Here is a 25,258-nt window from a genome sequence, read left to right as displayed (position 1 = left end):
CATGAGCAACACCGGATCAACCGCTGCCGAGGGCCGGACCGCACGCATGGAACGGACCACCAGCGAATCCTCCGTGCTGGTCGAGATCAACCTGGACGGCACCGGCGTCTCGGACATCAGCACTTCGGTCCCGTTCTACGACCACATGCTGACGGCGCTGAGCAAGCACTCCCTGATCGATATGACGGTCAAGGCCACCGGCGACACGCACATTGACGTCCACCACACGGTCGAGGACGTTGCCATTACCTTCGGCGAGGTCCTGCGCACTGCGCTCGGGAACAAGGCCGGGATCCGCCGGTTCGGCGAAGCCACGGTCCCCCTCGACGAGGCCCTCGCGCACGCCGTCGTCGACGTCTCCGGACGCCCGTACCTCGTGCACGGCGGCGAGCCCGCCGGCCAGGAGTACCACCTGATCGGCGGACACTTCACCGGGTCCCTGACCCGCCACGTCTTCGAGGCCATCACCCTGCACGCCGGAATCTGCCTGCACATGAACGTCACCGCCGGCCGGGATCCGCACCACATCGTCGAGGCCCAGTTCAAAGCCTTCGCGCGTGCCCTGCGCGCAGCCGTCGAGCCGGATCCCCGTGTCAAGGGCATCCCGTCGACCAAGGGTGCCCTGTGACCGGCAAGGTGCTGCAGGGCGGCGCCATCATCAACCCGGACGCCGGGAGGAAGCCCGCCTCGCCCGAGGGCAAGCCCACCGTCACAGTCCTGGACTACGGCTCCGGCAACGTCCGTTCCGCCGTCCGCGCCCTCGAACGCGCCGGCGCCGAGGTCATCCTCAGCTCCGGGCCCGAGGACGTGCTCAACGCCGACGGCCTCGTGGTCCCCGGCGTCGGTGCGTTCGAAACGGTGATGCGGGAACTCAAGGCCGTCGACGCCGTCCGCATGATCGGACGGCGCGTCGCCGGCGGCCGGCCCGTGCTGGCCATCTGCGTTGGCCTCCAGGTCCTCTTCGAAGCCGGCGTCGAGCACGGCACCGAAGCCGAAGGCATGGGGGAGTGGCCCGGCAAGGTCGAACTCCTCCCCGCCGACGTCGTGCCGCACATGGGCTGGAACACCGTGTCCGTTCCGGAGGGCTCCAGGCTCTTCGCCGGTGTCGAAAACGAGCGCTTCTACTTCGTGCACTCCTACGGCGTCCAGAAGTGGGACTTCGACGTGATCCAGCCCCGGATGGCAGCGCCGCTCGTCACCTGGTCCGAGCACGGCGCCCCGTTCATCGCGGCCGTGGAAAACGGCCCCCTGTGCGCCACCCAGTTCCACCCCGAAAAATCCGGCGACGCCGGTGCGCGCCTGTTGCGCAACTGGGTCGAGGGCCTGCGGGTTCGTTCCGGGACCGCCGAAGCCGCGGCCACGGAAGCCGGGACCGCCTAGATGTGGTCCATAGTGCTGATGGGGCTCGCCGGCCTGCTGGTCGGCGGCGCGCTGTCCTTCCGCCAGCAGAAGAGCCCGCGCTGGGTCCAGGCCGTGTTCTACGTCCTGGCCGCGATGGCGCTGCTCGCCGCGTACCTCCTGACGCTGCCGGCCTCCTGACGCCCCGCAGCACCCCGACCACTAGCCGCCCCTGAAGAGCCGAGGATCCCCGATGACCACCGAAACCCCGCTGCCCGTGCTGGAGCTGCTGCCCGCCGTCGACGTCGTCAACGGCCAGGCCGTGCGCCTTGTCCAGGGCGAGGCCGGCAGCGAAACAAGCTATGGCACTCCGCTGGAAGCCGCGCTCAACTGGCAGCAGCAGGGCGCGGAATGGGTCCACCTCGTGGACCTCGACGCAGCCTTCGGACGCGGCTCCAACGCCGGGCTGCTCCGCGAAGTGGTCGGCCGGCTCGACATCAAGGTGGAGCTCTCCGGCGGCCTGCGCGACGACGAGTCGCTCGAGAAAGCCCTCGACCTGGGCGTCGCCCGTGTGAACCTGGGCACTGCGGCGCTGGAAAACCCGGAGTGGACTGCCCGGGTGATCGAGCGCTTCGGCGACAAGATCGCCGTCGGGCTGGATGTCCGCGGCACCACTCTGGCCGGCCGCGGCTGGACCAAGGAGGGCGGTGACCTCTGGGACGTCCTCGGACGCCTCGAAGAGGCCGGCTGCTCGCGCTACGTCGTCACCGACGTCACCAAGGACGGCACCCTCCAGGGACCCAACGTCGAACTGCTGCGCCAGATGGTGGAGAAGACCGGCAAACCCGTCGTCGCCTCCGGCGGGATCTCCAGCCTGGATGACCTCAAAGTCCTGCGCTCCCTCGTGCCCCTCGGCGTAGAAGGCGCGATCGTCGGCAAGGCCCTCTACAACGGCAACTTCACGCTGCCTGAGGCCCTCGACGTCGCCGGCCGCCGCTAGGTAAGACCACAGCATGGAACACCGTCCCGCGGGCGAGCGCGCAGCTGACCTTCCCGCCCTGCCCCGCCCGTTGCCCGGGCACATCGCGGCGGCCCTCGCCGGCGCCGGCGGGGCGGCGGACTCGGCAGGCCAGCCCTGGGCGGGCCGCAGCCTGTCCGGCGACGACGCCAGGATCCACAATTTCGAGGACGACGACGGCGCCGCAGACCCCGGTTACCTCGCGGCACTTGCTGCCCTCGCCGCCGGCGATGGCGACGAGGCGACGGTGGTGGCAGCACTGGCCACGGCACGGGTATTCGTGCCGATCCTCGCCACTCTCGCCGAAGAAGCCGAAGGCGCCAACGGCCTGCATGCCGACAAGCAGGCCGACATGGCCCTCGTGACGCTCAAGGCCCCCGACGGCCGGACAGCGCTGCCCGTGTTCACCTCCGCCGCTTCGCTCAAGGCCTGGCACCCGGAGGCCCGCCCCGTGGCCGTTTATGCTGCCCGCGCGGCACTCTCCGCGGTCGCTGAGGGCGCAGAATTGCTGGTGCTCGACCCGGGCTCCGCGGTCACGTTCGTGGTGCGCCGGCCCGCGGTGTGGGCCCTCGCGCAGCAGCGGGTCTGGGCTCCGTCGTACGCTGATCCGGAGCTCGCCCGGAGCCTCGGCGAGGCCGCGGTTGGCTTTCCCGCGGTCCGCCGTGTTGAAATTCATCCAGGCGGTGGAGTTGCCGCACTGGCCGCCGACGGAACGCAGCTTCCGGGCGGCGGCTCCGGCCCGGAACTCCGGGTGCTGCTCTACCTTGACGACGGGCTCGACGCCGCCGGCGTGCAGTCCATCGTGTCCGGTCTCAACAGCGCCTGGGCACGGAATGAAGTTTTTGCTGAGCGGGTTGACTCCATCGAGGTCAAATTGCAGCGCGCAGCACAGTAGCTGGCGGCCAGCGGGGAGACCCTGGTGCTGCCGGGGGCAGTACCAGAAGGGAGTAGTTTCGTGAACTTCGCGCTTTACCGGGAGCTGCTGGCCGTTCGGCCGATCCGGCGGCTCCTGCTGGTCGGGATGGTTGCCCGCATACCGCACTCCGCGGCCGGGGTCCTGCTGACCCTGCATATCGTCCTGACCCTCGGCCAGGGCTACGCGGCGGCCGGGGCCGCGGCCGCCGTGATGACCATCGGGATTGCCGTCGGCGCCCCGTGGCGCGGCCGGCGCGTCGACACCGTGGGCCTGCGCCGGGCCCTCATTCCCTCCGTCATTTCCGAGACCATCATCTGGTCGATCGTGCCGCATGTGTCCTACGAGCTGCTGCTGCCGCTGGTGTTCGTCGGCGGCCTGCTGACCCTGCCGATCTTCAGTGTGGTGCGCCAGTCCCTCGGCGTCCTCGCCACGGGGGACCAGCGCCGCACGGCCTTTGCGTTGGACGCCATCTCCACCGAACTGGTCTTTATGATTGGTCCCGCCGCGGGTGCCCTGGTCGCGACCGCCGGGTTCTCGGTCCTCGGGCTGACCATCGTTGGCATCGCCACCTCGGTGTCCGGGCTCTTCCTGATGTGGTTCAACCCGCCGACCCGCAGTGCGGAGTCCGGGGCCACGTCCGATTCATTGTCCGGCGCCGTCTTCGATTCCAGCCAGCAGGAGGCCGCCGAGGCAGCCGTCGTCGCCGCTGCCCCGGCCCACCTGCAGGAGGCCGCCGCCGAGTTCGCCACGCTGGCCGCCGCCGGGGACCGGCGCCAGGAGCGGTCCGGGCTGCGGCACAAGGTCATCCACAACTTCGCCTGGTTCACCACCGCCGTGGCCGCGGTCTTCGCCGTCGCGGCCGGGGCCGGGATGGTCCTCAGCGGCACCGACGTCGGAATCGTGGCCGCCCTCGAGACCGGCGGGCACCAGGCCGAAATCGGGCTGGTGTTCCTGTTCTGGTGCGCGGCCTCTGTGGTCGGCGGCGTGATCTACGGTGCCATGCACCGGCCCATCTCACCGATCCTGCTGCTGCTGGGCATGTCAGCGCTGACCATCCCGATGGCCTTCGCGCAGGACACCTGGACCCTCAGCCTGCTCTCGCTCCTGCCGGGCCTGCTGTGCGCGCCCGTGCTGTCGGCAGCGTCGGAAAAGGTCGCCGAACTGGTCGACGAGCGCCGCCGCGTTGGAGCTGGCCTGCTGGTTGTGCCTAGTTCACCGGGCCGGTGTATTTCTCGCCCGGGCCCTTGCCCGGCGCATCCGGAATGATGGACTCCTCGCGGAAGGCCAGCTGCAGGGAACGCAGTCCGTCGCGCAACGGTCCGGCGTGCTGGGAACCGATCTCGGGCGCCGCGGCGGTCACCAGCCCGGCCAGGGCCGTGATCAGCTTGCGGGCCTCGTCAAGGTCCTTGAGCTCTTCGGCGTTCTCCTCGGCGGCGAGGCCGAGTTTTACGGCGGCGGCGCTCATGAGGTGCACGGCGGCGGTGGTGATGACCTCGATCGCGGGCACCTCGGAGATGTCGCGGATCTGCTGTGAGACGTCGGCCTGGACGCCGGCGGGCTCGTAAACGTGTGAATTACTATCTGCTGTGCTCATGCTGGTAAGCTTGTCACAGACCGACTGATTGTCGTTATTTCGTTTCAGTTCTACTGCAGTTCAACATCAACTGCGTTTCAGTACTACTGCAGCGGATGACGGCGGAACCCGTCCGCAACCGGCATGCCCGTCATCCAGGTGCGCCGGACGGGATTTCTTCTGTAGAATCGACTTTCAGTTTGCAAGCGGAGTTCTCTCCCACCCGCGTCAGCCGCTCTCCTTCGGGAAGCTTCGCAAGAAGCTAAGGTTGCCGGGTACCTGGTCGGGCATTCTTCCCGGGCGTCAGCCTGGTGGGATGTATGCAGCCTCATACGAGGCAGGCAGCTCCGATCTTCGAGGCCTTCGATTGCTCCGGCAATTGGGGGCCTTCTCTTTTTGCCGGTGGAATACCCCTCACGAACACAGGAGCTTTAACATTAGCGAGCCAAGAATCAATGAGCGTATCCGCGTCCCCGAGGTGCGGCTGGTCGGCCCTGCAGGCGAGCAAGTAGGCGTTGTCCGTATTGAGGATGCCCTGCGTTTGGCTGCCGAGTCCGATCTTGATCTCGTTGAAGTTGCACCGCAGGCCAAGCCTCCGGTGTGCAAGCTGATGGACTTCGGCAAGTACAAGTACGAAGCCGCGGTCAAGGCACGTGAAGCCCGGAAGAACCAGACCAACACGGTCCTGAAGGAAATCCGCTTCCGCCTGAAGATCGACACCCACGACTACGAAACGAAGCGCGGCCACGCGCTCCGCTTCCTCGGCGCCGGTGACAAGGTCAAGGCCATGATCCAGTTCCGCGGCCGTGAGCAGCAGCGCCCCGAGATGGGCATCCGCCTGCTCCAGCGCTTCGCGGACGACGTCGCCGAGGTTGGCGTTGTGGAGTCCAGCCCGCGGATCGATGGCCGCAACATGGTCATGGTGGTCGGACCCCTGAAGAACAAGGCAGAAGCCAAGGCAGAGGCCCGCCGCGCAACGCAGCGTGCAGAAGCCAAAGCCGAAAACGAAGCCAAGGCTTCGGGTGACTTCCGGGTGGACACGTCCGGTCCTGAAGCGCCCCTGACGCAGTCGCTCGCCGACCTGCTGCCGGAGGGCTACCAGGTCCGGACTGAGGCACCCGAGCCTGAGGCCGCTGCAGCGGAGGCTCCGGCCGCCGAGGCCAAGGCCGAGGAAGCCCCGGCAGCGAAGGCTCCCGTCCAGGAAGCGCCGAAGCAGGAGGCCCCCAAGGCCGCCCCGAAGCGCGAAGCTCCGAAGACTGAAGCTCCGAAGACTGAGGCTCCGAAGGCCGCTGCCAAGCCGGCAGTAGCCAAGGCGCCCGCAGCGCCCAAGGCCGCCGCCAAGGTTCCGGAAGCCGCCACGGCTGAAAAGGCGGCTCCGGCGGCAGCACCGAAGCCGGTTGCTGCACCGAAGCCGGTCCCGCGTCCCGCGGCGCCGAAGCCTGCTGCGCGGCCGGCTGCCCCGATGGCCGCCGCCAAGCCGGGCACCAAGAAGACCAACTAGTTCAGGGCTGCCGGACAGCAATGTCCGGCAGCAAGCAACCAGCACGCCGCCCGCAGGGGCGGCTGCACGAAAGACTGCAGACCCTGTCTGCGGATACGTAAGGAGATCGGTTCCCATGCCGAAGATGAAGACCCACAGTGGTGCTAAGAAGCGCTTCAAGCTGACCGGCAGCGGCAAGCTGCGCCGCCAGCAGGCCAACCGCCGCCACTACCTCGAGCACAAGTCCTCCAGGCTGACCCGTCGCCTTGCCGGCGACAAGATCGTCTTCAAGGGCGACGCCAAGGTCATCCGGAAGATGCTCGGCATCTAAGTTCCAAGTTCTCTGACTGTTGCCACCTGGCAGCGGTCAACTACCAAAAAGGCTTCTCAGGCCAGCCGGTTGTTCCGGCAGTAGATGCTTGGGATCAGATTTTCGAAGGAGTACGCACGTGGCACGTGTGAAGAGGGCGGTCAACGCCCACAAGAAGCGCCGGGTTATCCTTGAGCGCGCAAAGGGCTACCGTGGACAGCGTTCACGCCTGTACCGCAAGGCCAAAGAGCAGCTGCTGCACTCGTTTGTGTACAGCTACGGCGACCGCAAGAAGAAGAAGGGCGACTTCCGCCGCCTGTGGATCCAGCGCATCAACGCTGCATCCCGCGCCAACGGCCTGACCTACAACCGTCTGATCCAGGGCCTCAAGGCCGCTGAGGTCGAGGTTGACCGCCGTATGCTGGCCGAGCTTGCCGTCTCCGACGCCAACGCCTTCGCCGCGCTGGTCAAGATCGCCAAGGACGCCCTGCCCGCCGACACGTCCGCTCCGGCCGTCCAGGCTGAGGCTGCACCGGCCGCCAAGAAGCCTGCTGCGAAGAAGGCCCCGGCCAAGAAGCCTGCCGCCAAGAAGCCTGCCGCTGACAAGGCTGCTGAGTAGTACCCGAGGCAGTTGACGAACTGCGTCGTTCAAGAGCCGGCTGGAAAAGCCACTAAGGTTCTTGTATGAACGAAACCGGGCGCCCGCAAGACTTTCCACTTTCCAATCCTCGAGCTGATCGGGTGAGGAAGGTGGCACAGCTTGCCGGGCGCCCGGCCCGTTTAAAGCGCCGCGAGTTCCTGGCCGAGGGGCCGCAGGCGGTCCGGGAAGCCCTCGTCCTCCATCAGAAGAGGATCGCCGCGGGGCAGCCCGGCGTCGTCTATGAGGTCTACGCGAGCGAGTCCTGCCTGGACCGGCACCCGGACCTGGAGACGCTGGCGGAGGGCACCACCGCTTACCTCGCCACCGACGAAGTACTCGCCGCGATGGCGGACACGGTCACCCCGCAGGGCATTCTCGCGGTCTGCGGCTTCCTGGATGTCAGCCTCGAACAGGTGCTGGACGCCGGCCCGCGGCTGGTTGCCGTGTTGTGCGAGGTCCGCGACCCCGGCAACGCCGGCACCGTGCTGCGCGCCGCGGACGCGGCCGGCGCAGACGCCGTCGTCCTGACGGCGTCCAGCGTTGACATCTACAACCCCAAGGCTGTGCGGTCGACGGCGGGATCCCTTTTCCACCTGCCCGTGGTCCTCGGCGCCGGGATCGAGGAGACCGTGGCCCGCTGCAAGGAACGCGGCATCGGCGTGCTGGCCGCCGACGGCTACGGCCAGCTCAACCTGGACCGGCTGCAGGATCAGAACGCCGCCCGCCGGCTGGGCGCACCGGCCCAGGATGCCGGGTATGCGCTGGAGAACCCGACAGCGTGGCTGTTCGGCAACGAGGCCCAGGGCCTGTCCGAGGAGGAACTCGCGCTGGCCGACCACCGGGTGGCCGTTCCCGTGTACGGCGCTGCCGAAAGCCTCAACCTCGGTACCGCGGCGACCGTTTGCCTGTACGCCAGCGCCCGTTCGCAGCAGGGCGGCGGAACACCGCAAAGCTAGCCTCACGGGACCGCCCACCGGTATCTCCTTTGGGCAAAAAGTACGGCGGGGGTCCACCGAAAGGTGGGCCCCCGCCGTCGTACTTGTGCAGTTAAGTTGTCTAAGTTGTCTTGTTGCGTCCCGTGATTGCGCCGTAGATGCCGGCAACCGCCAGGCCGCCGACAATGGCCAGGATCCAGGAACCGAGATTCCAGAATTCCATCTTGCCGCCGCCGAACAGCAGGTCGCCGATCCACCCGCCGACAACTGCACCGACAACGCCGAGCACGAGGCTGGTGACCCAGCCGCCGCCGACCCTGCCAGGCATGATTGCCTTGACGATTGCACCTACTATGAGTCCGAGAATGATCCAGCCTAGAAAGCCCATTACTCCTCCTACATATTCGTCGGCATCCAAATGGTGGATCCCGATTATGGCTTCAAGCTAACATAGGCGGGTTTGCTTGTCAGCAGGATCACCCCCAATCGTTACCTGCCCTGTGACCTGCAGTGTTGCGTGCCAGCCGGGCGGTGCTTTGCAGTGCTGGCTGCGGTGCTGGGGCAGGGTGATAACGGGTACGGTATTCCATGTGGGCGCAGGCACCGGCCGGGGTCCACCACCCGGTCGAACCCCTAAGGAGAAGCTCTCTTGGCTGCACATGGCGGTACCAAGGCGATTGTTGCGGCGCTTGCTGCCAACCTGACCATCGCCGTCCTGAAATTCGTCGCGTACTTCCTGACGTTTTCCTCATCGATGCTGGCCGAAGCGATCCACTCGCTCGCGGACTCCGGCAACCAGCTCCTGCTTCTCGTGGGCGGCAAGCGTGCCAATCGGGCGGCAAGCCCGGAGCATCCCTTCGGCTACGGGCGCGAGCGTTACATCTACGCTTTCATCGTCGCGATCGTCCTGTTCAGTGTGGGTGGCCTCTTCGCCCTGTACGAAGCGTGGGGAAAGCTCCAGCACCCGCACGCCATCGAGGGTGCGTTCTGGTGGGTGCCGCTCGCCGTACTGGTCGGCGCCATCATCGCCGAGTCCTTCTCGTTCCGGACCGCGATCATCGAATCCAAGCACATCCGCGGCAAGCAGACCTGGGTCAAGTTCATCCGGAGCGCCAAGCAGCCCGAGCTCCCCGTCATCCTGCTCGAGGACTTCGGCGCCCTCGTGGGCCTGGTCTTTGCGCTCTTCGGTGTGAGCCTGACCCTCCTCACCGGGAACGGAATCTGGGATGCCCTGGGTACCGCGATGATCGGCTTCCTGCTGGTGGCCATCGCCGCCGTGCTTGCCATCGAGACGAAGTCGCTGCTGCTCGGCGAATCAGCCACCAGGGACGACGTCGCCAAGATCCGGGCGGCCATCGAGTCCGACGGCACGTCGATCATCCACCTCAAGACCCTGCACCTGGGTCCGGAGGAACTGCTGGTCGCGGCCAAGATCAGCATCGGCCGCTCCGATTCGGGCCAGGAAGTCGCCCGGGCAATCGACGGCGCCGAGACACGGATCCGCGCGGCTGTTCCGATCGCCCGGGTCATCTACCTGGAACCGGACGTGCAGCGCGTCAGCGCACCGTAACCGACCGGCACCGTGCCGGGCACAGCCATGCGGGCCCCTGGTCCGGCAGCCGCGCTGCGGGCTACCGGACCAGGGGCCTTTTGCGTTCCACGAGTCCGCTGATGAGGGCGACGCCGAGGCCCAGGACGGCCAGCACGGCACCGACGAGGGCGGGCGCGACGTAACCCCAGCCCCATGCGATCACGAGGCCGCCGAGGAAGGCGCCCAGGGCGTTGGCGACATTGAGGGCCGCATGGTTGAGCGAGGAGGCCAGCGAGGGGGCATCCGGGGAGGCATCCAGCAGCCGGGTCTGGAGGGCCGGGACCAGCAAGGCGCCTGCGCCGCCGACGACGAAGACCATCACATACGCGGACCACGGCCAGTGCACGGCAACGGCATAGACCACGAGCGCCACGGCAATGCCCGGCAGCACCCAGTAGATCGTTCCCATCACGGACTTGTCCGCGATCCGCCCGCCAACGATGTTGCCGGCCACCATGCCCAGGCCGTAGAGCGCGACGACCAGCGGCAACCAGGCCGCGGGGATGCCCGCCACGGAGGTCATGGTGTGGGCGATGTAGGTATAGGTGGCGAAGAAACCGCCGAAGCCGACGATGCCGATCAGGATCGCCAGCCAGACCTGGAGCCGCTTGAGGGCGCCCAGCTCGCGGCGGAAGCTCGCATCGGCGTGCGGTTTCTGGAACGGCAGGAACTTCCAGAGCATGACGAGGGTGAGAATGCCGATCACGCCCACCAGCAGGAACAGCAGCCGCCAGCCATAGGTCTGCCCCAGCCAGGTGCCGAAGGGGACGCCGATGACGTTGGAGACAGTCAGGCCGGCCATGACCATCGAAATGGCCCAGCCGCGCTTGGTCGGGGCGACCAGTGACGCCGCGATCACGGCGGCGACGCCGAAGAAGGCCCCATGCGGCAGGCCGGCAGCGAACCGGGAGACCAGCATGCTGCCGTAGTCCGGGGCGATGAAAGACGTCAGGTTCGCGATGCTGAAGAACAGCATCAGGCCCAGGGCCAGGTACTTCCGCGGCATCTTGGCGCCGACGGCGGCCAGCAGCGGGGCGCCGATCACCACGCCGAGTGCATAGGCCGAAATCAGATGCCCCGCCTCCGGGGTGCTGATGTTGAGCCCCTGCTCCACCTCCTTGAGCAGGCCCATCATGGTGAACTCAGTGGTGCCGATGCCGAATCCGCCCATGGCAAGGGAAACGATGGCAAGGGCGAGATGGCGGGTGCCGGTCTTCGGCGTGGCCGGGGCTTGTGCGGTGGTTGTCATTCGTCTGCTTTTCGGTGACGTTCCCGGTTGGAGCCAGGAGAATGCGGCAAGATAAATCGGATTTGTGGTCTGGTTTATCTAACGGGGCGGGCGCGCCCGGTATTCCGGGTCCTCGCCGACGGCGGCCCCTTCCATTCTCCCCTAAGCGAGGCCCGCCCCTAGACTTAGGGGCGTGACTGGACTCATCAGCGTCGTAGGCGGCGCCGTACTGGATTCCCTGGCCGCCCCCGGCAGGATGCTGGTGGCGCGGCGGACGGCGCCCCCGCAGTTTGCCGGCATGTGGGAGTTCCCCGGCGGCAAGGTCGAGGCCGGCGAGACGGCCGAGCAGGCCCTGCACCGCGAGCTGCTCGAAGAACTTGGTGTGAGTGTGCGTCTGGGCGCCGAACTGGACAGTGGATCAGCGGACGGCGGATCAGCGGACGGCTGGCCGCTTAACGAGCGCGCCGCGATGCGGGTGTGGTTCGCGGAACTGCTCGACGGCGTACCCCACCCCCTGCAGGACCACGATGAACTGCGCTGGATCAACATCCGGAACCGCGACGAGGTACTGGCCCTGCCCTGGATCCCGGCTGACCTGCCGATTGTCGAGGAACTGCTGGACCGGCTACAGGTCCCGGATTTCAACGCCGTGCCCGCCCACCGGGGCTGAGCTCCCGGCGGGCGCGGCCCCACCTCTCGCCAAAGCGTTGCGCATGTGACTACGCTGAAGCGAATCGAGAGGAGCAGCCCGTGCGGGTCGGTGTCAGGCGGGAGCAACGAGCAGGGGAGCAACGGGTTGCCGCCACGCCGGAAACGGTGCAGCAACTCATGGCTCTCGGCCTGGACGTGGCGGTGGAGAGCCATGCGGGCACCGCGGCCGGGTATGGGGACGCCGCCTTCGCCGCAGCCGGAGCGTCGATCGTTCCCGAACTGCCCGCCGAATCGCTGGATGTCCTGCTGCACGTCCGCCCGCTCGAACCGGAAACCGCCGCCGGGCTCCGGCCCGGAACCATCACCATCGGGTTCGCCTCTCCGGGCTCGGAACTGCCCGGCGTGGGCGCCCTCGCCGCCGCGGGGGTGACCTCCTTCGCGCTGGAGTTGGTGCCGCGCATCTCCCGGGCCCAGTCGATGGACGCGCTCAGTTCGCAATCGCTGGTCTCCGGCTACCGCGCCGTTCTGGAGGCGGCCCTGCGCTACCCGAGGTTCTTCCCGCTCTACATGACGGCCGCCGGAACGATTCCGCCCGCACGTGTGCTGGTCCTGGGCGCCGGCGTCGCAGGGCTGCAGGCGATCGGCACCGCGAAACGCCTGGGCGCGCGGGTCTCCGCCAACGACATCCGGGCAGCCTCCGCCGACGAGGTCGCCTCGATGGGAGGCACGTTCATCCACCTGGACCTCGACAGCCAGACAGCGGAGGGAAGTGGCGGCTACGCCCGTGAGCTGGGCGAGGACCGGGCCAAACGCCAGCGCGCACTGCTGGCCCCGCATGTTGCCGCTGCGGACGTCCTGATCACGACGGCGGCCATCCCCGGCCGCGCGGCTCCCCTGCTGGTGACGGCCGGGATGGTGGCCGGCATGCGGGCGGGTTCGGTCGTCGTCGACCTTGCGGCGGAATCCGGCGGCAACGTCGAAGGAGTCATTGCGGGGCGGGACCTCCAGATCCCGGTCGACGGCGGTTCCGTCACCCTGGTGGGCCTGCAGGACGCCGCCTCCGCGATGCCTTCCGATGCTTCCCGGCTGTTCGCCAAGAACGTCGCGAACCTCCTGGCCCTGATGACCGCCGACGGCAAGGTTGTCCCGGACTTCGACGACGAAGTGGTTGCCGGCGCCTGCCTGACCCACGGCGGCTCCGTCCGGCATGCCGCCACCGCCGAAGCACTGGAGGCCCTCACATGATGGATCCGATCACGCTGCTCACGGTGGTGGTGCTCGCCGTCTTCGTCGGCTTCGAAGTCGTCTCCAAGGTGACGAGCAAGCTGCATACCCCGCTGATGTCCGGTGCCAACGCCATCCACGGCATCATCCTGGTTGGCGCCATCATCGTGGCCGGCCAGGCGGATGACCCCTGGCTGCTCACGGTTGCCCTCATCGCAGTGGTGCTGGCAACGGCCAACCTGGTCGGCGGCTTCGTCGTCACGGACCGGATGCTGGAAATGTTCGGCAGCCGGAAGCCTGCCCGGCGCGGTGCCGGCGCGGGGGAGGACGGCACATGAGCATCCTTGGCCCGGGGTGGACGTCCCTGTTCTACCTCGTGGCCGCCGTCTGCTTCATTCTTGCGCTGAAGGGCCTGAGCTCACCGCGGACCGCCCGGCGGGGCAACGCGATCGGAGCGGCCGGCGCCCTCGTGGCCGTGGTCACTGTGTTCCTCTCCGCGAAACTGGAGAACATCCCGCTGATCCTCGCCGCCATCGCCGTCGGGTCCGCCGTGGCCGTTCCGGTGGCCCGGCGCGTGCAGATGACCCAGATGCCGCAACTTGTGGCCTTGTTCAACGGCGTTGGCGGCGGGGCCGCTGCGCTGGTCGCCGTGCTGGAACTCGGCCACGGCGCCGACCCCTGGGTGCGGCTGGCCGTGGTCTTCACCATGCTGGTCGGCGCCGTGTCCTTTGCCGGCTCGGCCGTGACCGTCGGCAAGCTGCAGGAACTGATCAGCACCCGCCCCCTGCTGTTCCCCGGCATGCCGGTGGTGATGGGCGCCGTGGTGCTGGGAGCCGTCGCCGCCGGCGCCCTCGTGATCGTCACGGGTGCAGCCGGCTGGGCTGTGGCGCTGTTGATTCTGGGCCTGGCGGCGGGACTCCTGCTGGTGCTGCCCGTCGGCGGGGCCAACGTGCCGATCGTGATCTCCCTGTTGAACGCCTTCACCGGCCTTGCGGTCGCAGCCTCCGGTATTGTGCTGGGCAACGTGCTCCTGCTGGTCGCCGGCACGCTCGTCGGGGCCAGCGGCACCATCCTGACCAAGGTGATGGCGTCCGCGATGGGCCGCGGCGTCACCGGCATCATGTTCGGCGCCTTCCGGGGAGGCTCGACGGCGGGATCCACCGTGCAGAGCGACCGGCCGGTGCGCTCTTCCTCGCCCGAGGACGTCGCCGTCCAGCTCGGTTACGCGCAGCGGGTGGTGATCGTTCCCGGCTACGGGCTTGCTGTGGCCCAGGGCCAGCACACGATCGCCGAGCTCGCCATTGCCCTGGCGGCACGCGGCGTTGAAGTGGTCTTTGCCATCCACCCCGTGGCCGGGCGGATGCCGGGCCACATGAACGTGCTGCTCGCGGAGGCCAACGTTCCCTATGAGGCGCTGAAGGAGCTCGAGGAAGTCAACCCGGAGTTCCCGAACACCGACATAGCACTCATCGTGGGCGCCAACGACGTGGTTAATCCTGCCGCGAAATCCACGCCCGGGGCACCGATCTACGGGATGCCGATCCTGGAGGTCGCGCAGGCCGGTCAGGTGGTGTTCCTCAAACGCTCCATGCGGCCGGGCTTCGCCGGGATCGAGAACGAGCTGCTGTTTGATCCCAAGACCACGCTCCTGTTTGGGGACGCCAAGGAATCGCTCACCCGGGTCCTGGGCGCGGTGAAGGCACTTTAGAACAGGGTGGGCTGTGCAGCCGCCGTGGCGGATCGCGGCCCGGCGGGGAACGCTGCCGCTTCGGGGATGCTGCCGGCGGGGTACTGCGCTTCCTCGTCCCTGGGATCACTGCTGCCGGGATCGCCGCTGACGGCAGTTCCGTTGAGGTCGCGGTGGCTGAAGCCCTGCGATCCGGAGAAGCCATGGCGGGCCTTGAAATACCGGATGCGGCCGGACAGCCAGTCGCGGTACTCCTTGGAGGCGTAGGAGCCCGTGCCGTACAGCCGCCGGTACTTGCCGGCGAGCTGCGGATGTTCCCTGGCGATCCACTGCATGAACCACTCCCGGGTTCCGGGCTTGAGGTAGAGGGCTCCTGCGGTCACCCCGGTGGCGCCCGCCGCAGCAAGCGAGCCGAACAGGGAATCGAGGGCCTCGTCGCTGTCCGAGAGCCACGGCAGGATCGGCATGGCCATCACCCCGCACGGCAGTCCCGCCTCCCGGAGGCGCGAGATCAGCTTCAGGCGCGCACGCGGACCGGGCGTGCCGGGCTCCACTGCCTCCGAGAGGCGCTCGTCCGTCATCGCCAGCGAGATCCCGACGCCGACGGGAACCTGGGCCGCGGCGTGCTTGAGCAGCGGGATGTCCCGGGCCAGCAGTGTGCCTTTGGTCAGGATGGACAGGGGAGTGCCGGATTCGGCCAGCGCTTCAATGATGCCCGGCATGAGCCGGTACCGGCCCTCGGCCCGCTGGTAGGGATCCGTGTTGGTGCCCAGGGCCACGTGCTGCCGCCCCCATGAGGGCTTGGCCAGTTCCCGGCGCAGGACGTCCGCCGCGTTGATCTTCACCACCACCTGGCTGTCAAAGTCCAGCCCGGCGTCGAAGTCGAGGTAGGTGTGGCTCTTCCGGGCGAAGCAATAGACGCAGGCGTGGCTGCAGCCGCGGTAGGGGTTGATGGTCCACTCGAACGGCATCCGCGAACCGGCGGCCACCTTGTTGAGCACCGATTTGGCGGTGACCTCATGGAAAGTGACGCCGGCGAACTCGGGGGTGGTCACGGAACGCACCAGCCCGATCAGGGGCAGCAGCGCATCGGTGGCGGGGGCGGCCGGGGAGCTGTTGCCTCCGCCGCCCGGGGCATAATCTTCCGTTGCCCTGTCTCCGGGCGCCGGTGTGAGTGCTTGTGCGTCCCATCTCATGGCTCTATTCGAATGTATGTTCGAGTTTAAGTCAAGGACCCCGCCGCAGTCCTGACCCCAGGAAACGGGACGCCGGCTGGCCCTCCGGCGGCGTTGTTAGGCTGGGGCCATGATTCTCCTGACAGGGTTCGAGCCGTTCGGCGGCGAAAGCACCAACCCGTCCTGGTCCGCCGCACGGGACGCCGCGGCGGAGCTCCGGGCGGAAGGGCTCGATGCGCAGGCCGTCGAGCTGCCCTGCGTCTTCGGGGACGCGATCCGCGTGCTGGAAGCGGCGCTGGAACGGCACCGCCCGGAGCTGGTGGTCTGCGCAGGCCAGGCCGGCGGACGGCCCCGGATCTCGCTCGAGCGGATCGCGATCAACTGCGACGACGCGCGGATCCCGGACAATGCCGGCAACTCACCCGTGGACCAGCCGGTGGCCGGCGGGGGACCCGCGGCCTACTTCAGCACTCTTCCGGTCAAGGCGGCGCTCGCGGCCCTTCTCACGGCGGGGATCCCCGCCGAGGTGTCCCAGACCGCGGGCACCTACGTCTGCAACCACGTCTTCTACGGACTGATGCACGCCCTGCGGCTCCGTCCCGGCACCCGGGGAGGCTTCGTCCATGTTCCCTTTGAGCCGGCCCAGCTGCCGGCGGGGAGCAACCAGCCGTCCCTGCCGCTGGCCCAGCTGACCGAGGCGCTCGCCGTCGTCGTGCGCAGCACCCTGGCGACGACCGCGGACCTGAAGATCGCCGCCGGCGCCACGCACTAGCGGGGGCGCGGGCCGGCTCAGCCGAGCAGTTCCCACACGACGCCGACCGTGGCGGTGACGCTCGATTGGCCGGCCTCGACCGTGAGCGACTCCACCGCAGCGGCCCGCTGCATCTTCGCTACCGGGATCGGCGCCGGGCGGCCGGACTGCTGCGCGAGCGAGACCACTTTGCCCAGGGACGTTCCGGCGAGCGACGCGAAGTGCCCGGCCGTCGTGAGGGCATCCTGCCACGCGGCTTCGCGGGCCCGTGCGGTGACCGCGGCGGGATCAGCGAAGCCGAGCTCCAGCCCGTTGAGCCGGACATCGTTGCCGCCGGCCGCGACCGCTGCGGCGATGACCTCGGACGATGATGCCAGCTCCCTGATCCGGACGCTGAGCATGCTGGACGCCAGGTAGCCCGAGACGACCTGCCCCCGGCCCTCCTGCCAGTTCACCTCGGCGCGGACATTGAGTCCCGACGTCGTGATGTCCGGATCCGCGACGCCGTACCCGCGCAGTGCCGCCGTGATGGCCGCGGAGACACGGCCCGCCTCACCGTACGCCGCGCCGACGTCCTCCCGGCGGCACTCGACGCCGATCGAGAGGGTCAGCAGGTCCGGTGCGGCTTCCGCACTGCCGGTTCCCGTGACGGAGATGGTCCTGGGGCTGTCGGTCATTGTCATGCCTCGTTCCGTTCGGGGACCGCGGAGCGCGTCCCGGGGGTCGCGTTGGATCCGTTGTTGTTTGGACCCGCAGTGGGGGAGCGGCGCCGGGAGCCTGTGCCCGGCTCCGGATAGCCGCCGGCCTGCAGCCCGGCGAGCCGTTCGAAGACATTGCGCGAGCCGGGGTTGCCGGTCCGGACCAGGGACCAGCCCGCGGCGAGGACATACAGCGGCAGGAAGGGAAGGCCCAGGCACCAGGCGTACTGGGTGCAGTGGCGTTCCTCGTGCGCCAGCAGCGCCGGGTTGGCCAGGACTTCGCCGGGACCGGCACGGAAGATCACCACGTTGCCGACCGTGAAGGCCCCGGCCAACGGCAGCCGCCAGCGGTAGCCGGTGGCCAGGAGCAGACCGTGTGGTCCGCGGCGGAGGGCAGTGCGGGCGCAGCCGGCCAGCAACAGTCCCAGCGGGGTTGTTGCGTTCAGTACGTTGGCCAGCTGCCGCAGCCGTTGTCCCGGCGTCATGAGGCCATGCTAGCCGGGCGCCCCGCCCTGCGGGACACGCAGCCGGGACAAGCAGCCGGGAATACGCAGGCCTGGATACGCAGCCGCGCGGGACGCGAACCACTGCGGGGGCGCCCGGGGAGCAGCGTCACGTTCGGGCACCTGAGTGCGTTCAACTAGACTGAAGGGGAGTGCCCGCCGGAGCCATTTGGCGAGCCCTGCCCTTTGTCAACGCGCGGGTCCCTGCACCTTAGGAAGGTCCCGTGCCGTTGGCATGAACCGACTCGTAGCTAAGAACAGTAGATGACTGAAACTTTGCCGGGCGCCGGCGTCCCGAATCCCCTGGATGAAGCCGCCATCACCGCCGCCGTAGACCAGGCCGTTGCCGCCATTGCCGCCGCCTCCACGCTCGATGAACTCAAGGCCGTGCGCCTCGCGCACACCGGCGAGAAGTCCGCGCTGAGCCTCGCCAACCGTGAAATCGGCGGACTGCCCAAGGACCAGAAGGCCGCCGCCGGCAAGCTCATGGGCTCCTCCCGCGGACGCGTCAACAAGGCGCTCGCGGACCGCACAGCCGGGCTCGAGGCCGAGAACGACGCCCGCATCCTGGTCGAGGAGACCGTGGACGTCACGGCTGCTCCGCGCCGCCGTCGGGCCGGTGCACGCCACCCGTTGTCCACCCTGCAGGAACGCGTCGCGGACATCTTCGTTGGCATGGGCTGGGAGATCGCCGAGGGCCCCGAGGTCGAGTCCGAGTGGTTCAACTTCGACGCGCTGAACTTCAAGCCGGACCACCCCGCCCGCGAAATGCAGGACACCTTCTTCGTGGAGCCGCCCGAGGCCCACCTGCTGATGCGCACCCACACCTCCCCGGTACAGGTCCGCTCCATGCTGGAACGCGAACTGCCCATCTACGTGCTGTGCCCCGGCAAGGTGTTCCGCACCGATGAGCTCGACGCCACGCACACTCCGGTCTTCCACCAGTTCGAGGGCCTCGCCATCGACAAGAAGCTCAGCATGGCGGACCTCCGCGGCACCCTGGAGCACTTCGCGCGCCAGATGTTCGGCGACGAGGCCCAGATCCGGCTGCGCCCCAACTACTTTCCGTTCACCGAGCCGTCCGCGGAGCTGGACATCTGGCACCCGGGCGCCAAGGGCGGACCCAGCTGGATCGAATGGGGCGGCTGCGGCATGGTCAACCCCAACGTGCTCCGCGCCGCCGGCATCGATCCGGACATCTATTCAGGTTTTGCCTTCGGCATGGGCATCGAGCGGACCCTCATGTTCCGCAATGAGGTCGGCGACATGCGCGACATGATCGAAGGCGACGTACGTTTCAGCGAGCACTTCGGGATGGAGATCTAACAGTGCGTATCCCACTTTCCTGGCTGCGTGAATTCGCGCAGGTACCGGCCGGGGCAACGGCCGAAGACGTGATGGCAGACCTGGTCAAGGTCGGCTTTGAAGAAGAAGCAGTCCACCGGCCGACGGACACCCTGCAGGGCCCCATCGTGGTGGGCCAGGTCCTTAGCGTCGTCAAGGAACCCCAGACCAACGGCAAAACCATCAACTGGTGCCAGGTCCGGGTGGTCCCCGAAGGACAGCAGCAGAGCCTCACCGGCGAGGGCATCGACCCCTCCGGCGTCCAGGGCATCATCTGCGGCGCCCACAACTTCGTGGAAGGCGACAAGGTGGTGGTCACCCTTCCCGGTGCCGTGCTGCCCGGCGACTTCCACATCTCCGCACGGAAGACCTACGGCCACCTGTCCGCCGGCATGATCGCCTCCGTGCGCGAGCTCGGCATTGGCGAGGACCACGACGGCATCCTGGTGCTGTCGGGGATCGGACTGGACCCGGAAATCGGCACCGACGCCATGGAGCTGCTGGGCCTCTACGACCAGGCCGCCGAAATCAACGTCACCCCGGACCGCGGCTATGCGTTCTCCATCCGCGGGGTGGCCCGCGAGTACGCGCACGCCACCGGCACGTCCTTCACCGACCCGGCCGCCAGCGTCCAGGCGCCCGCGGAACTGGCCGGCGGTTTCGGCGTAAAGCTCAACGACGGCGCCCCGATCTACGGCAAGCCCGGCTGCGACCGTTTTGTGGCCCGCACCGTCCGCGGCGTCGACGCCACGACGCCCACGCCCCCGTGGATGACCTCCCGGCTCCGGCTCGCCGGCATCCGCTCGATCTCGCTGCCGGTGGACATCTCGAACTACGTCATGCTGGAACTCGGCCAGCCCACCCACTGCTACGACCTGGACACCCTGTCGGGCGACATTGTGGTCCGTCGGGCGGCGGCCGGGGAAAAGATCACCACGCTGGATGGCAAAGAACGCAAGCTCGACGTCGAGGACCTCCTTATCACCGACGGTTCCGGTGCGATCGGCATTGCCGGCGTGATGGGCGGGGCCGCCACCGAGGTGTCCGGTGCCACCACGAACGTCCTCGTGGAGGCCGCGCACTTCGACGAAGTGTCCATCGCACGCTCCCGCCGCCGCCACAAGCTCCCGTCCGAAGCCTCCAAGCGCTTCGAACGCGGCGTTGACTGGCAGGTGGCCGGCGTCGCCGCCCAGCGGGTTGTTGACCTCCTGGTCGAGCTCGCCGGCGGCACCGCCGTCGCCGAGGGGACCGACGTCGGCACCGCACCGGACGCCGCCGCCGTCGAACTGCCCGCAGCCTTCGCCGCGGAACGGATCGGCATCGACTTCACCGAGGACCAGATCCTCACCTCGCTCCAGGACCTGGGCGCCGTCGTCGTCAGGAACGCCGGCGGGTACACGGTGACGGCGCCGAGCTGGCGGAACGACCTGGAAACCAAGGAAGACCTGACCGAGGAAATCGCACGGCTGGTCGGTTACGACCAGATCCCGGCGTCCCTGCCGGTGGCACCCCCGGGCCGCGGGTTGACCCGCGTCCAGCAGCAGCGCCGGCGCCTGGTCCAGGCCCTGGCCGCGTCAGGACTCACCGAGGTCCTCGCGTACCCGTTCGTCTCCAAGGCCGCCAATGACACCTTCGGCGTCCCCGCGGCAGGAACGCCGCGCAAGGCACTCAAGCTGGCCAACCCGATCAGCGAGGAGCAGGGCTACCTGCGCACCTCGATCCTGCCGGGCCTGATCGAGGTCGCCAAGCGCAACCACTCGCGCGGCTTCCGCGACCTGGCCCTCTTCGAGGCCGGCCTCGTGTTCCTGCCGGGCGACACGCTTGGCACCGCCACGATCCCGCCGCTCGGTGCCAGGCCCAGCGATGAGGTGCTGGATGGCCTGTACGACGGCGTCCCGGACCAGCCGCTGTACCTCGCCGCGGTGCTCACCGGACACGACTCGCCGGCCGCCGCCGGCCACGCGCCCCGGGCGTGGGACTGGGCCGATGCCCTGGACATCGCCAGGATCGCCGGCGACGTGCTCGGCGTCGAGATCATCATCAGCCAGGGCCAGCACCAGGCCTTCCACCCGGGACGGACCGCCCAGCTGGCGCTCCGGACCGGCGAGGTCCTGGGCTTTGCCGGCGAGCTGCACCCGAAGCTGCTGGCCGCCCACGACATGCCCGCGCGGTCGGTGGCAGTCGAATTCAACGCCGACGCCCTCTTCGAGGCCGCCGCCGACGTGATCGTCGCCCGGCATCTGTCCACCTTCCCGGTGGCCACCCAGGACGTCGCCCTCGTGGTGCCGCAGGACATCCCGGCGGAAGACGTGCTGGCCGCACTGCGCGAGGGAGCCGGCGGGCTGCTCGAGGACGTCGCACTCTTCGACGTGTACGCGGGCAAGGGCATCGAGGACGGCAGGAAGTCGCTGGCTTTCAGCCTGCGCTTCCGTGCCGATGACCGCACGCTGACCGCCGACGAGGCATCCGCGGCCCGCGAGAGTGCCGTCGCCGTTGCCCACGAGCGCTTCGGAGCAGTCCAACGCTAAAGCCGATGGGGCACAGAGGGACACTCGCCGTCGCCGGAATCACCGTCCGGTCCGTTCGTCTTGCCGACGTCGGACCGGACGGCGGGGCCTTCCTTGATCCCGCGGAACGCGCGCGTGCCGCGGACATCACGGATCCGCCGGCCCGGCTGGACTTTGTGGCCGGCCGGATCGCGCTGCGCGATTTCGCCGCCGGGATCCTCTCTGTGCGACCCAAGGAACTGACGGCTGATTATTCGTGCCCGGATTGCGGAACCGGCCCGGAGCTGGACCACGGCCGGCCCGGCTACCGGCTCCACGGTGCGCCCACAGGCCTCAGCCTGAGCCTTTCCCGCAGCCGTGGCTGGGCCCTGCTGGCCGCCGGCCGCGCTGTTGGTCCTGGCAGCGCCGGGGCAACAATCGGCATCGACCTGGAGCACAGCTCGGGAGCGATGTTCCCCGGGTTCGACGACGTCGCCCTCACCCCAGCGGAACGCCAACTGCTCACCGAACTGCCTCCGGACCAGGCGGACCACTGGCGGACAGCTGTGTGGGCACGGAAGGAGGCCCTGCTGAAGGCCCGCGGGACCGGACTGCGGCTGGACCCCTGCTCGGTCGAGGCCTTCCCGGAGCCCGTCGACGGCAATGTCCTCTTTGAATTGGACACCGCTGCCCTAGGTCTGCCGGCAGGATTTGCCGCCGCACTCGCTGTCGTCTGACATTGTTGCTATCGAGTGTCGCTCTGCACATTATGATGCTGCAGTGGGGGAAAATTTGAGCAGGGAAGACTCTGCTACACGCCGGCCGATCTACGTTGAGGCCGCTATCCGGGCACCCATGGAACGGGTATGGAACCTTAGCCAGGACCCGGCGCTGCACCCCCGCTGGGATCTTCGATTCTCCCGAATTATCCCCACCGGGCGAAACGATCAGGGACTCCTGCATTTCCGCTACGAGTTCCGTCTTCCTTTACATGTCATCCAAGGGACCGGGACATCCCTGGGGCACCGGTATCGATCCGATGGGCAGGCCACATCGGTGCTGAAATTCGACACGGCCGACCCGGCGTCGCCCATAGGGCAAGGATCCGGATACTGGCGCTACATCCCGGCAGAGGATGGTGTTCGTTTCATCACTGGGTACAACTATCAGCCCGGACTGGGCTCTCTCGGAATACCCCTCGATTTCTGGCTATTCCGCCCGGCGTTGGGTTGGGCGACTGCAATAAGCTTTGACCGCCTGAGGATGTGGGCGGAGTCGGACCTTGATCCGAAGGACTCCCGCAATCGGTGGTTCATGGACGCCATGGCCAGGGCAGGCGGCGTTCTGACCGCCTGCATCCTGCTCCGCCGGGCTGTGGCCGGACGAACCGCGGGCCCCGCCGTCCTGGGCATGACCGCCGCGGCGGCCTCGTGGCTTCTCCCGGCCCACTGGACAGTCCCCAGGGCGGGACGCTGTCTGCGGCGGTCGCCGGACTCACGCTCCGGACGTGCTCCGTCCGCCCTTGCCGGGCTGGCTGGACCGGTTGGACCGGGTCTGAGCGCCGGGTCGGGAGTGCAGGAGCAGCCGTGACATCAATTTTTGAGTCGGCGCTGGGGAGCGACTTCCACAGGCTCCACCCAATGCTGCAGAAGCGCTTCGGTGTGGACACGGCTGCAGGGTATGCGTGTGTCGGACGCGGGATTTTTTCCGAAGTCCGCCGCGGGGCCTGGTGGACAGTCCCATTTTTGCAGTTGGGGGGCCACCGCAACATCCTCTTTCCAGACCAGGGAAAGGACATCCCGTTCACGATCGAGAATTACCCCTACCGTGATGGGTTCGGCCGGCCTACGGTCACCTTCGTCAGAACCCTTGAACTGCCCGGACCAAAGCGGCGGCGCTTCGACGCCACCATGGTGCAGAGCAGGAATGGTGGGATCGTCGATTATCTCGGCACCCACCAGCATCTGGCTACGGACCTCGCCCTGGAGGTTTTGGCCGATGGATCGCTGCATCTGCAATCAGGGGCTCAACGGTTCTACGAAGGCTTCGCAGCATTCGAGTTTCCCGCGATCTGCACAGGCACGGCAGACCTGTATGAGAACTTCGATGATGCCCGTGGGGTGTTCACGATCCAGATGCAGGTCCGGAACCCACTCCTCGGATTTCTTTTCGGCTACCGGGGCGAGTTCACCTGCACGTATCCGGAACTTCGTGACGACGCAATCCCGGAGCATCTCAGACCCCTGAGGGAAGAAAGCCGCGAATAGTAGCCACGGGACCCAGGGGCGTCGCTCAAATAGTTCATGTGCTAGCCGAGAGGCAGCGGCGGCAGGGCTTCCTGGTACAGCCAGGGATGCAGCACGGCCTCGGTGTCGAGGCCGGTCGCGTGGTCCGCGGTGAGGATGAACTGCGGCGTTGAGACGGAGCCGTGACGGTTCTGGCTTGCCCACTCATGCAGCAGGGAGAAAAAGGCAAGGTCGCCGCAGCGCAGCCGGAGGGCATGCAGTGCGAGGGCGCCGCGCTTGTAGACCCGGTCATCGAACATCAGCTCCGGCCCGGGGTCGCCCACCAGCAGGTCCTGCTTGCCGGCGCTGAGCTTCCGCCAGGCGGAGGCAGCCCGCCGGGCCACCGACATGACGCCGGCTTCCTCGGACCAGATCCATTCGGCGTAGCAGGCAAAACCCTCGTGCAGCCAGATGTCCTTCCACGAGGCTGCCGTCAGCGAGTTCCCGAACCACTGGTGGGACAATTCGTGGGCGATGAGCCGCTGGGACTCCCAGTCCTGCCCCAAATGGTTGGGACCGAAGATCGATAAGCTTTGCGCCTCCAGCGGGATCTCCAACTCGTCCCCGGCCACCACAACGGTGTACTCGGCGAAAGGGTACGGGCCGAAGCAATCGATGAAAGTGCGCATCATCTCGGGCTGCCTCGCCAGCCCCGCGCGTGCTGTGTCCGCCAGCGCCGCCGGCACCGCCGCGTACTGGGGCACCTGCGTCGCCGGACGGACGTGATTGAGCGACAGGAGTTCGTAGCGGCCGATCTGGACTGTGGCGAGGTACGTTGCCATGGGTTCGGACTGCTCGTAGACCCAGGTCTCGCGGCTGGACCGGCTGGTGCGGGCAATCAGGATCCCGTTGCACACGGCCCGGTAGTTGGCGTCCGTGGTCACCGAGATCCGGTAGCTGGCTTTGTCCTGCGGGTGGTCGTTGCAGGGGAACCAGGAGGGCGCGCCGTTCGGTTGGCCCGCCACGAGCACGCCGTCGGTCAGTTCCTCCCAGCCCACTTCGCCCCACAGGCCGCGGCGGGGAGAGGGGTTGCCCTCGTAGCGGATGTCCAGGGTGAATTCCTCGCCCGGCATCAAGGCGGCGTCGGGGACGATGACGAGCTGGTCGGCGCGCTGGCTGAACTTGCGGACCCTCCGCCCGCTGAGCTGGATCTTGGTGGCCCGGAGCCCGGTCATGTCAAGCACGACGGCCGACGTCGGGCGCTGCGTGATGGCATGCACCACGGCCCGCCCGGTCAGGCGGTTGCTGCTGAGCTTGTAGTCCAGCTCGAGTTCATAGCGGGTGACCCGGTAGGCATCGGTGCCATGGCCGGGCAGGTACGGATCCGGGGAACCGGCGGCGTCGTCCGAGGGCAGGCCGCCTCCGGTGCCGGCTGCGGCAGTGGGACTCTGGGGGCTGGAACTCATAAACCGGCCTTCGGGATTG

27 protein-coding genes are annotated in these 25,258 nt (G+C 68.1%); 20 read left to right on the top strand and 7 right to left on the bottom strand.

The window, feature by feature from the left end:
- Nucleotide 1: 1 nt before the first annotated feature.
- Genes hisB through ACZY0Y_RS02375 form a run of 6 tightly spaced genes read left to right on the top strand, consistent with a single transcriptional unit; the run spans nt 2 to nt 4,538 of the window.
- Nucleotides 2-628 carry an imidazoleglycerol-phosphate dehydratase HisB gene (gene hisB, locus ACZY0Y_RS02400; protein ID WP_024366742.1) on the top strand — a complete coding sequence of 209 codons (627 nt, stop codon included), beginning with the start codon at nt 2-4 and terminating at the stop codon, nt 626-628.
- Nucleotides 625-1,380 (top strand): imidazole glycerol phosphate synthase subunit HisH, encoded by a 756-nt coding sequence (gene hisH, locus ACZY0Y_RS02395; RefSeq protein WP_463956665.1) that lies wholly within the window; start codon nt 625-627, stop codon nt 1,378-1,380. Before hisB ends, hisH begins: the two co-directional genes overlap by 4 nt.
- Entirely contained in the window at nt 1,381-1,539 is a 159-nt protein-coding gene (locus ACZY0Y_RS02390) for a CG2302 family histidine operon protein (protein ID WP_202129111.1), read from the top strand. It begins immediately after the preceding gene.
- Nucleotides 1,540-1,591: 52 nt separating this feature from the next.
- Nucleotides 1,592-2,338 (top strand): bifunctional 1-(5-phosphoribosyl)-5-((5-phosphoribosylamino)methylideneamino)imidazole-4-carboxamide isomerase/phosphoribosylanthranilate isomerase PriA, encoded by a 747-nt coding sequence (priA, locus tag ACZY0Y_RS02385; RefSeq protein ID WP_463880580.1) that lies wholly within the window; start codon nt 1,592-1,594, stop codon nt 2,336-2,338.
- A gap of 13 nt (nt 2,339-2,351) precedes the next feature.
- Entirely contained in the window at nt 2,352-3,251 is a 900-nt protein-coding gene (locus ACZY0Y_RS02380; protein WP_463956664.1) for an SseB family protein, read from the top strand.
- A 60-nt stretch (nt 3,252-3,311) separates the two neighbouring features.
- A complete protein-coding gene (locus ACZY0Y_RS02375) occupies nt 3,312-4,538 on the top strand; it encodes an MFS transporter (RefSeq protein ID WP_463956662.1) in 1,227 nt (408 codons plus the stop codon).
- Here ACZY0Y_RS02375 and ACZY0Y_RS02370 read toward each other — a convergent pair.
- Entirely contained in the window at nt 4,480-4,866 is a 387-nt protein-coding gene (locus ACZY0Y_RS02370) for a DUF1844 domain-containing protein (protein ID WP_160666675.1), read from the bottom strand. The two genes, ACZY0Y_RS02375 and ACZY0Y_RS02370, sit on opposite strands and share 59 nt — an antisense overlap.
- A gap of 457 nt (nt 4,867-5,323) precedes the next feature.
- On the opposite strand from ACZY0Y_RS02370, the gene infC reads away from it, so the two are divergent.
- The 4 genes from infC to ACZY0Y_RS02350 all read left to right on the top strand — a co-directional run bounded on the left by infC (nt 5,324) and on the right by ACZY0Y_RS02350 (nt 8,231).
- Nucleotides 5,324-6,346 carry a translation initiation factor IF-3 gene (infC, locus tag ACZY0Y_RS02365; protein ID WP_463956661.1) on the top strand — a complete coding sequence of 341 codons (1,023 nt, stop codon included), beginning with the start codon at nt 5,324-5,326 and terminating at the stop codon, nt 6,344-6,346.
- A gap of 115 nt (nt 6,347-6,461) precedes the next feature.
- Nucleotides 6,462-6,656: a 50S ribosomal protein L35 gene (gene rpmI, locus ACZY0Y_RS02360; RefSeq protein WP_009358635.1), complete on the top strand. Its 195-nt coding sequence runs from the start codon at nt 6,462-6,464 to the stop codon at nt 6,654-6,656.
- 118 nt (nt 6,657-6,774) lie between these two features.
- The gene (gene rplT / locus ACZY0Y_RS02355; RefSeq protein WP_160666671.1) at nt 6,775-7,254 is read left to right on the top strand and encodes a 50S ribosomal protein L20; all 480 of its coding nucleotides are present in this window, start codon (nt 6,775-6,777) and stop codon (nt 7,252-7,254) included.
- A 65-nt stretch (nt 7,255-7,319) separates the two neighbouring features.
- A complete protein-coding gene (locus ACZY0Y_RS02350) occupies nt 7,320-8,231 on the top strand; it encodes a TrmH family RNA methyltransferase (protein WP_463956660.1) in 912 nt (303 codons plus the stop codon).
- 100 nt (nt 8,232-8,331) lie between these two features.
- Here the strand turns inward: ACZY0Y_RS02350 and ACZY0Y_RS02345 are convergent, their stop codons facing one another.
- Nucleotides 8,332-8,598 (bottom strand): GlsB/YeaQ/YmgE family stress response membrane protein, encoded by a 267-nt coding sequence (locus tag ACZY0Y_RS02345; RefSeq protein ID WP_463880595.1) that lies wholly within the window; start codon nt 8,596-8,598, stop codon nt 8,332-8,334.
- A gap of 261 nt (nt 8,599-8,859) precedes the next feature.
- Here ACZY0Y_RS02345 and ACZY0Y_RS02340 point away from each other — a divergent pair, with 261 nt between their 5' ends.
- A complete protein-coding gene (locus tag ACZY0Y_RS02340) occupies nt 8,860-9,780 on the top strand; it encodes a cation diffusion facilitator family transporter (RefSeq protein ID WP_463956659.1) in 921 nt (306 codons plus the stop codon).
- A gap of 61 nt (nt 9,781-9,841) precedes the next feature.
- Here ACZY0Y_RS02340 and ACZY0Y_RS02335 read toward each other — a convergent pair whose 3' ends face one another.
- A complete protein-coding gene (locus tag ACZY0Y_RS02335; RefSeq protein WP_463880600.1) occupies nt 9,842-11,050 on the bottom strand; it encodes an MFS transporter in 1,209 nt (402 codons plus the stop codon).
- Nucleotides 11,051-11,222: 172 nt separating this feature from the next.
- Here ACZY0Y_RS02335 and ACZY0Y_RS02330 point away from each other — a divergent pair, with 172 nt between their 5' ends.
- The 4 genes from ACZY0Y_RS02330 (at nt 11,223) to ACZY0Y_RS02315 (ending at nt 14,612) form a co-directional block, all read left to right on the top strand.
- The gene (locus ACZY0Y_RS02330; protein ID WP_463956657.1) at nt 11,223-11,699 is read left to right on the top strand and encodes a (deoxy)nucleoside triphosphate pyrophosphohydrolase; all 477 of its coding nucleotides are present in this window, start codon (nt 11,223-11,225) and stop codon (nt 11,697-11,699) included.
- 80 nt (nt 11,700-11,779) lie between these two features.
- On the top strand, nt 11,780-12,925 hold the full coding sequence (locus ACZY0Y_RS02325) for a Re/Si-specific NAD(P)(+) transhydrogenase subunit alpha (protein WP_463880604.1): 1,146 nt from the start codon (nt 11,780-11,782) through the stop codon (nt 12,923-12,925).
- Entirely contained in the window at nt 12,925-13,242 is a 318-nt protein-coding gene (locus ACZY0Y_RS02320) for an NAD(P) transhydrogenase subunit alpha part 2 (protein WP_463880692.1), read from the top strand. The genes ACZY0Y_RS02325 and ACZY0Y_RS02320 overlap by 1 nt, the downstream gene beginning before the upstream one ends.
- Nucleotides 13,239-14,612: an NAD(P)(+) transhydrogenase (Re/Si-specific) subunit beta gene (locus ACZY0Y_RS02315; RefSeq protein ID WP_463956656.1), complete on the top strand. Its 1,374-nt coding sequence runs from the start codon at nt 13,239-13,241 to the stop codon at nt 14,610-14,612. The genes ACZY0Y_RS02320 and ACZY0Y_RS02315 overlap by 4 nt, the downstream gene beginning before the upstream one ends.
- On the opposite strand, the gene ACZY0Y_RS02310 is transcribed toward ACZY0Y_RS02315, so the two are convergent.
- Nucleotides 14,609-15,787 carry an Rv2578c family radical SAM protein gene (locus ACZY0Y_RS02310; RefSeq protein WP_463956655.1) on the bottom strand — a complete coding sequence of 393 codons (1,179 nt, stop codon included), beginning with the start codon at nt 15,785-15,787 and terminating at the stop codon, nt 14,609-14,611. The genes ACZY0Y_RS02315 and ACZY0Y_RS02310 overlap by 4 nt on opposite strands.
- A gap of 109 nt (nt 15,788-15,896) precedes the next feature.
- On the opposite strand from ACZY0Y_RS02310, the gene pcp reads away from it, so the two are divergent.
- Nucleotides 15,897-16,538, top strand: a complete 642-nt coding sequence (gene pcp / locus ACZY0Y_RS02305; protein ID WP_463956654.1) for a pyroglutamyl-peptidase I — start codon at nt 15,897-15,899, stop codon at nt 16,536-16,538.
- Between the two features lie 17 nt (nt 16,539-16,555).
- On the opposite strand, the gene ACZY0Y_RS02300 is transcribed toward pcp, so the two are convergent.
- Together ACZY0Y_RS02300 and ACZY0Y_RS02295 are read right to left on the bottom strand one after the other, a co-directional pair.
- Nucleotides 16,556-17,194: an SIMPL domain-containing protein gene (locus tag ACZY0Y_RS02300; protein ID WP_463956775.1), complete on the bottom strand. Its 639-nt coding sequence runs from the start codon at nt 17,192-17,194 to the stop codon at nt 16,556-16,558.
- A gap of 2 nt (nt 17,195-17,196) precedes the next feature.
- Nucleotides 17,197-17,700, bottom strand: coding sequence for a hypothetical protein (locus ACZY0Y_RS02295; protein ID WP_463956652.1), 504 nt, complete (start codon nt 17,698-17,700; stop codon nt 17,197-17,199).
- Nucleotides 17,701-17,982: 282 nt separating this feature from the next.
- Here ACZY0Y_RS02295 and pheS point away from each other — a divergent pair, with 282 nt between their 5' ends.
- From pheS to ACZY0Y_RS02275, 4 genes are all read left to right on the top strand, one after another.
- Nucleotides 17,983-19,044, top strand: a complete 1,062-nt coding sequence (pheS, locus tag ACZY0Y_RS02290; RefSeq protein WP_463956651.1) for a phenylalanine--tRNA ligase subunit alpha — start codon at nt 17,983-17,985, stop codon at nt 19,042-19,044.
- A gap of 2 nt (nt 19,045-19,046) precedes the next feature.
- Entirely contained in the window at nt 19,047-21,590 is a 2,544-nt protein-coding gene (pheT, locus tag ACZY0Y_RS02285; RefSeq protein WP_463956650.1) for a phenylalanine--tRNA ligase subunit beta, read from the top strand.
- Nucleotides 21,591-21,595: 5 nt separating this feature from the next.
- Nucleotides 21,596-22,285, top strand: a complete 690-nt coding sequence (locus ACZY0Y_RS02280) for a 4'-phosphopantetheinyl transferase family protein (RefSeq protein WP_463956649.1) — start codon at nt 21,596-21,598, stop codon at nt 22,283-22,285.
- An 849-nt stretch (nt 22,286-23,134) separates the two neighbouring features.
- A complete protein-coding gene (locus ACZY0Y_RS02275) occupies nt 23,135-23,815 on the top strand; it encodes a DUF4166 domain-containing protein (RefSeq protein WP_463956648.1) in 681 nt (226 codons plus the stop codon).
- Nucleotides 23,816-23,856: 41 nt separating this feature from the next.
- Here ACZY0Y_RS02275 and ACZY0Y_RS02270 read toward each other — a convergent pair whose 3' ends face one another.
- Nucleotides 23,857-25,239, bottom strand: coding sequence for a M1 family metallopeptidase (locus ACZY0Y_RS02270; RefSeq protein WP_463956646.1), 1,383 nt, complete (start codon nt 25,237-25,239; stop codon nt 23,857-23,859).
- Nucleotides 25,240-25,258: the final 19 nt, after the last annotated feature.

Source organism: Pseudarthrobacter kochi (assembly GCF_055412805.1).
Note: the sequence above shows the minus strand (reverse complement) of the source record. Positions and strands in the feature narration are given on the sequence as shown.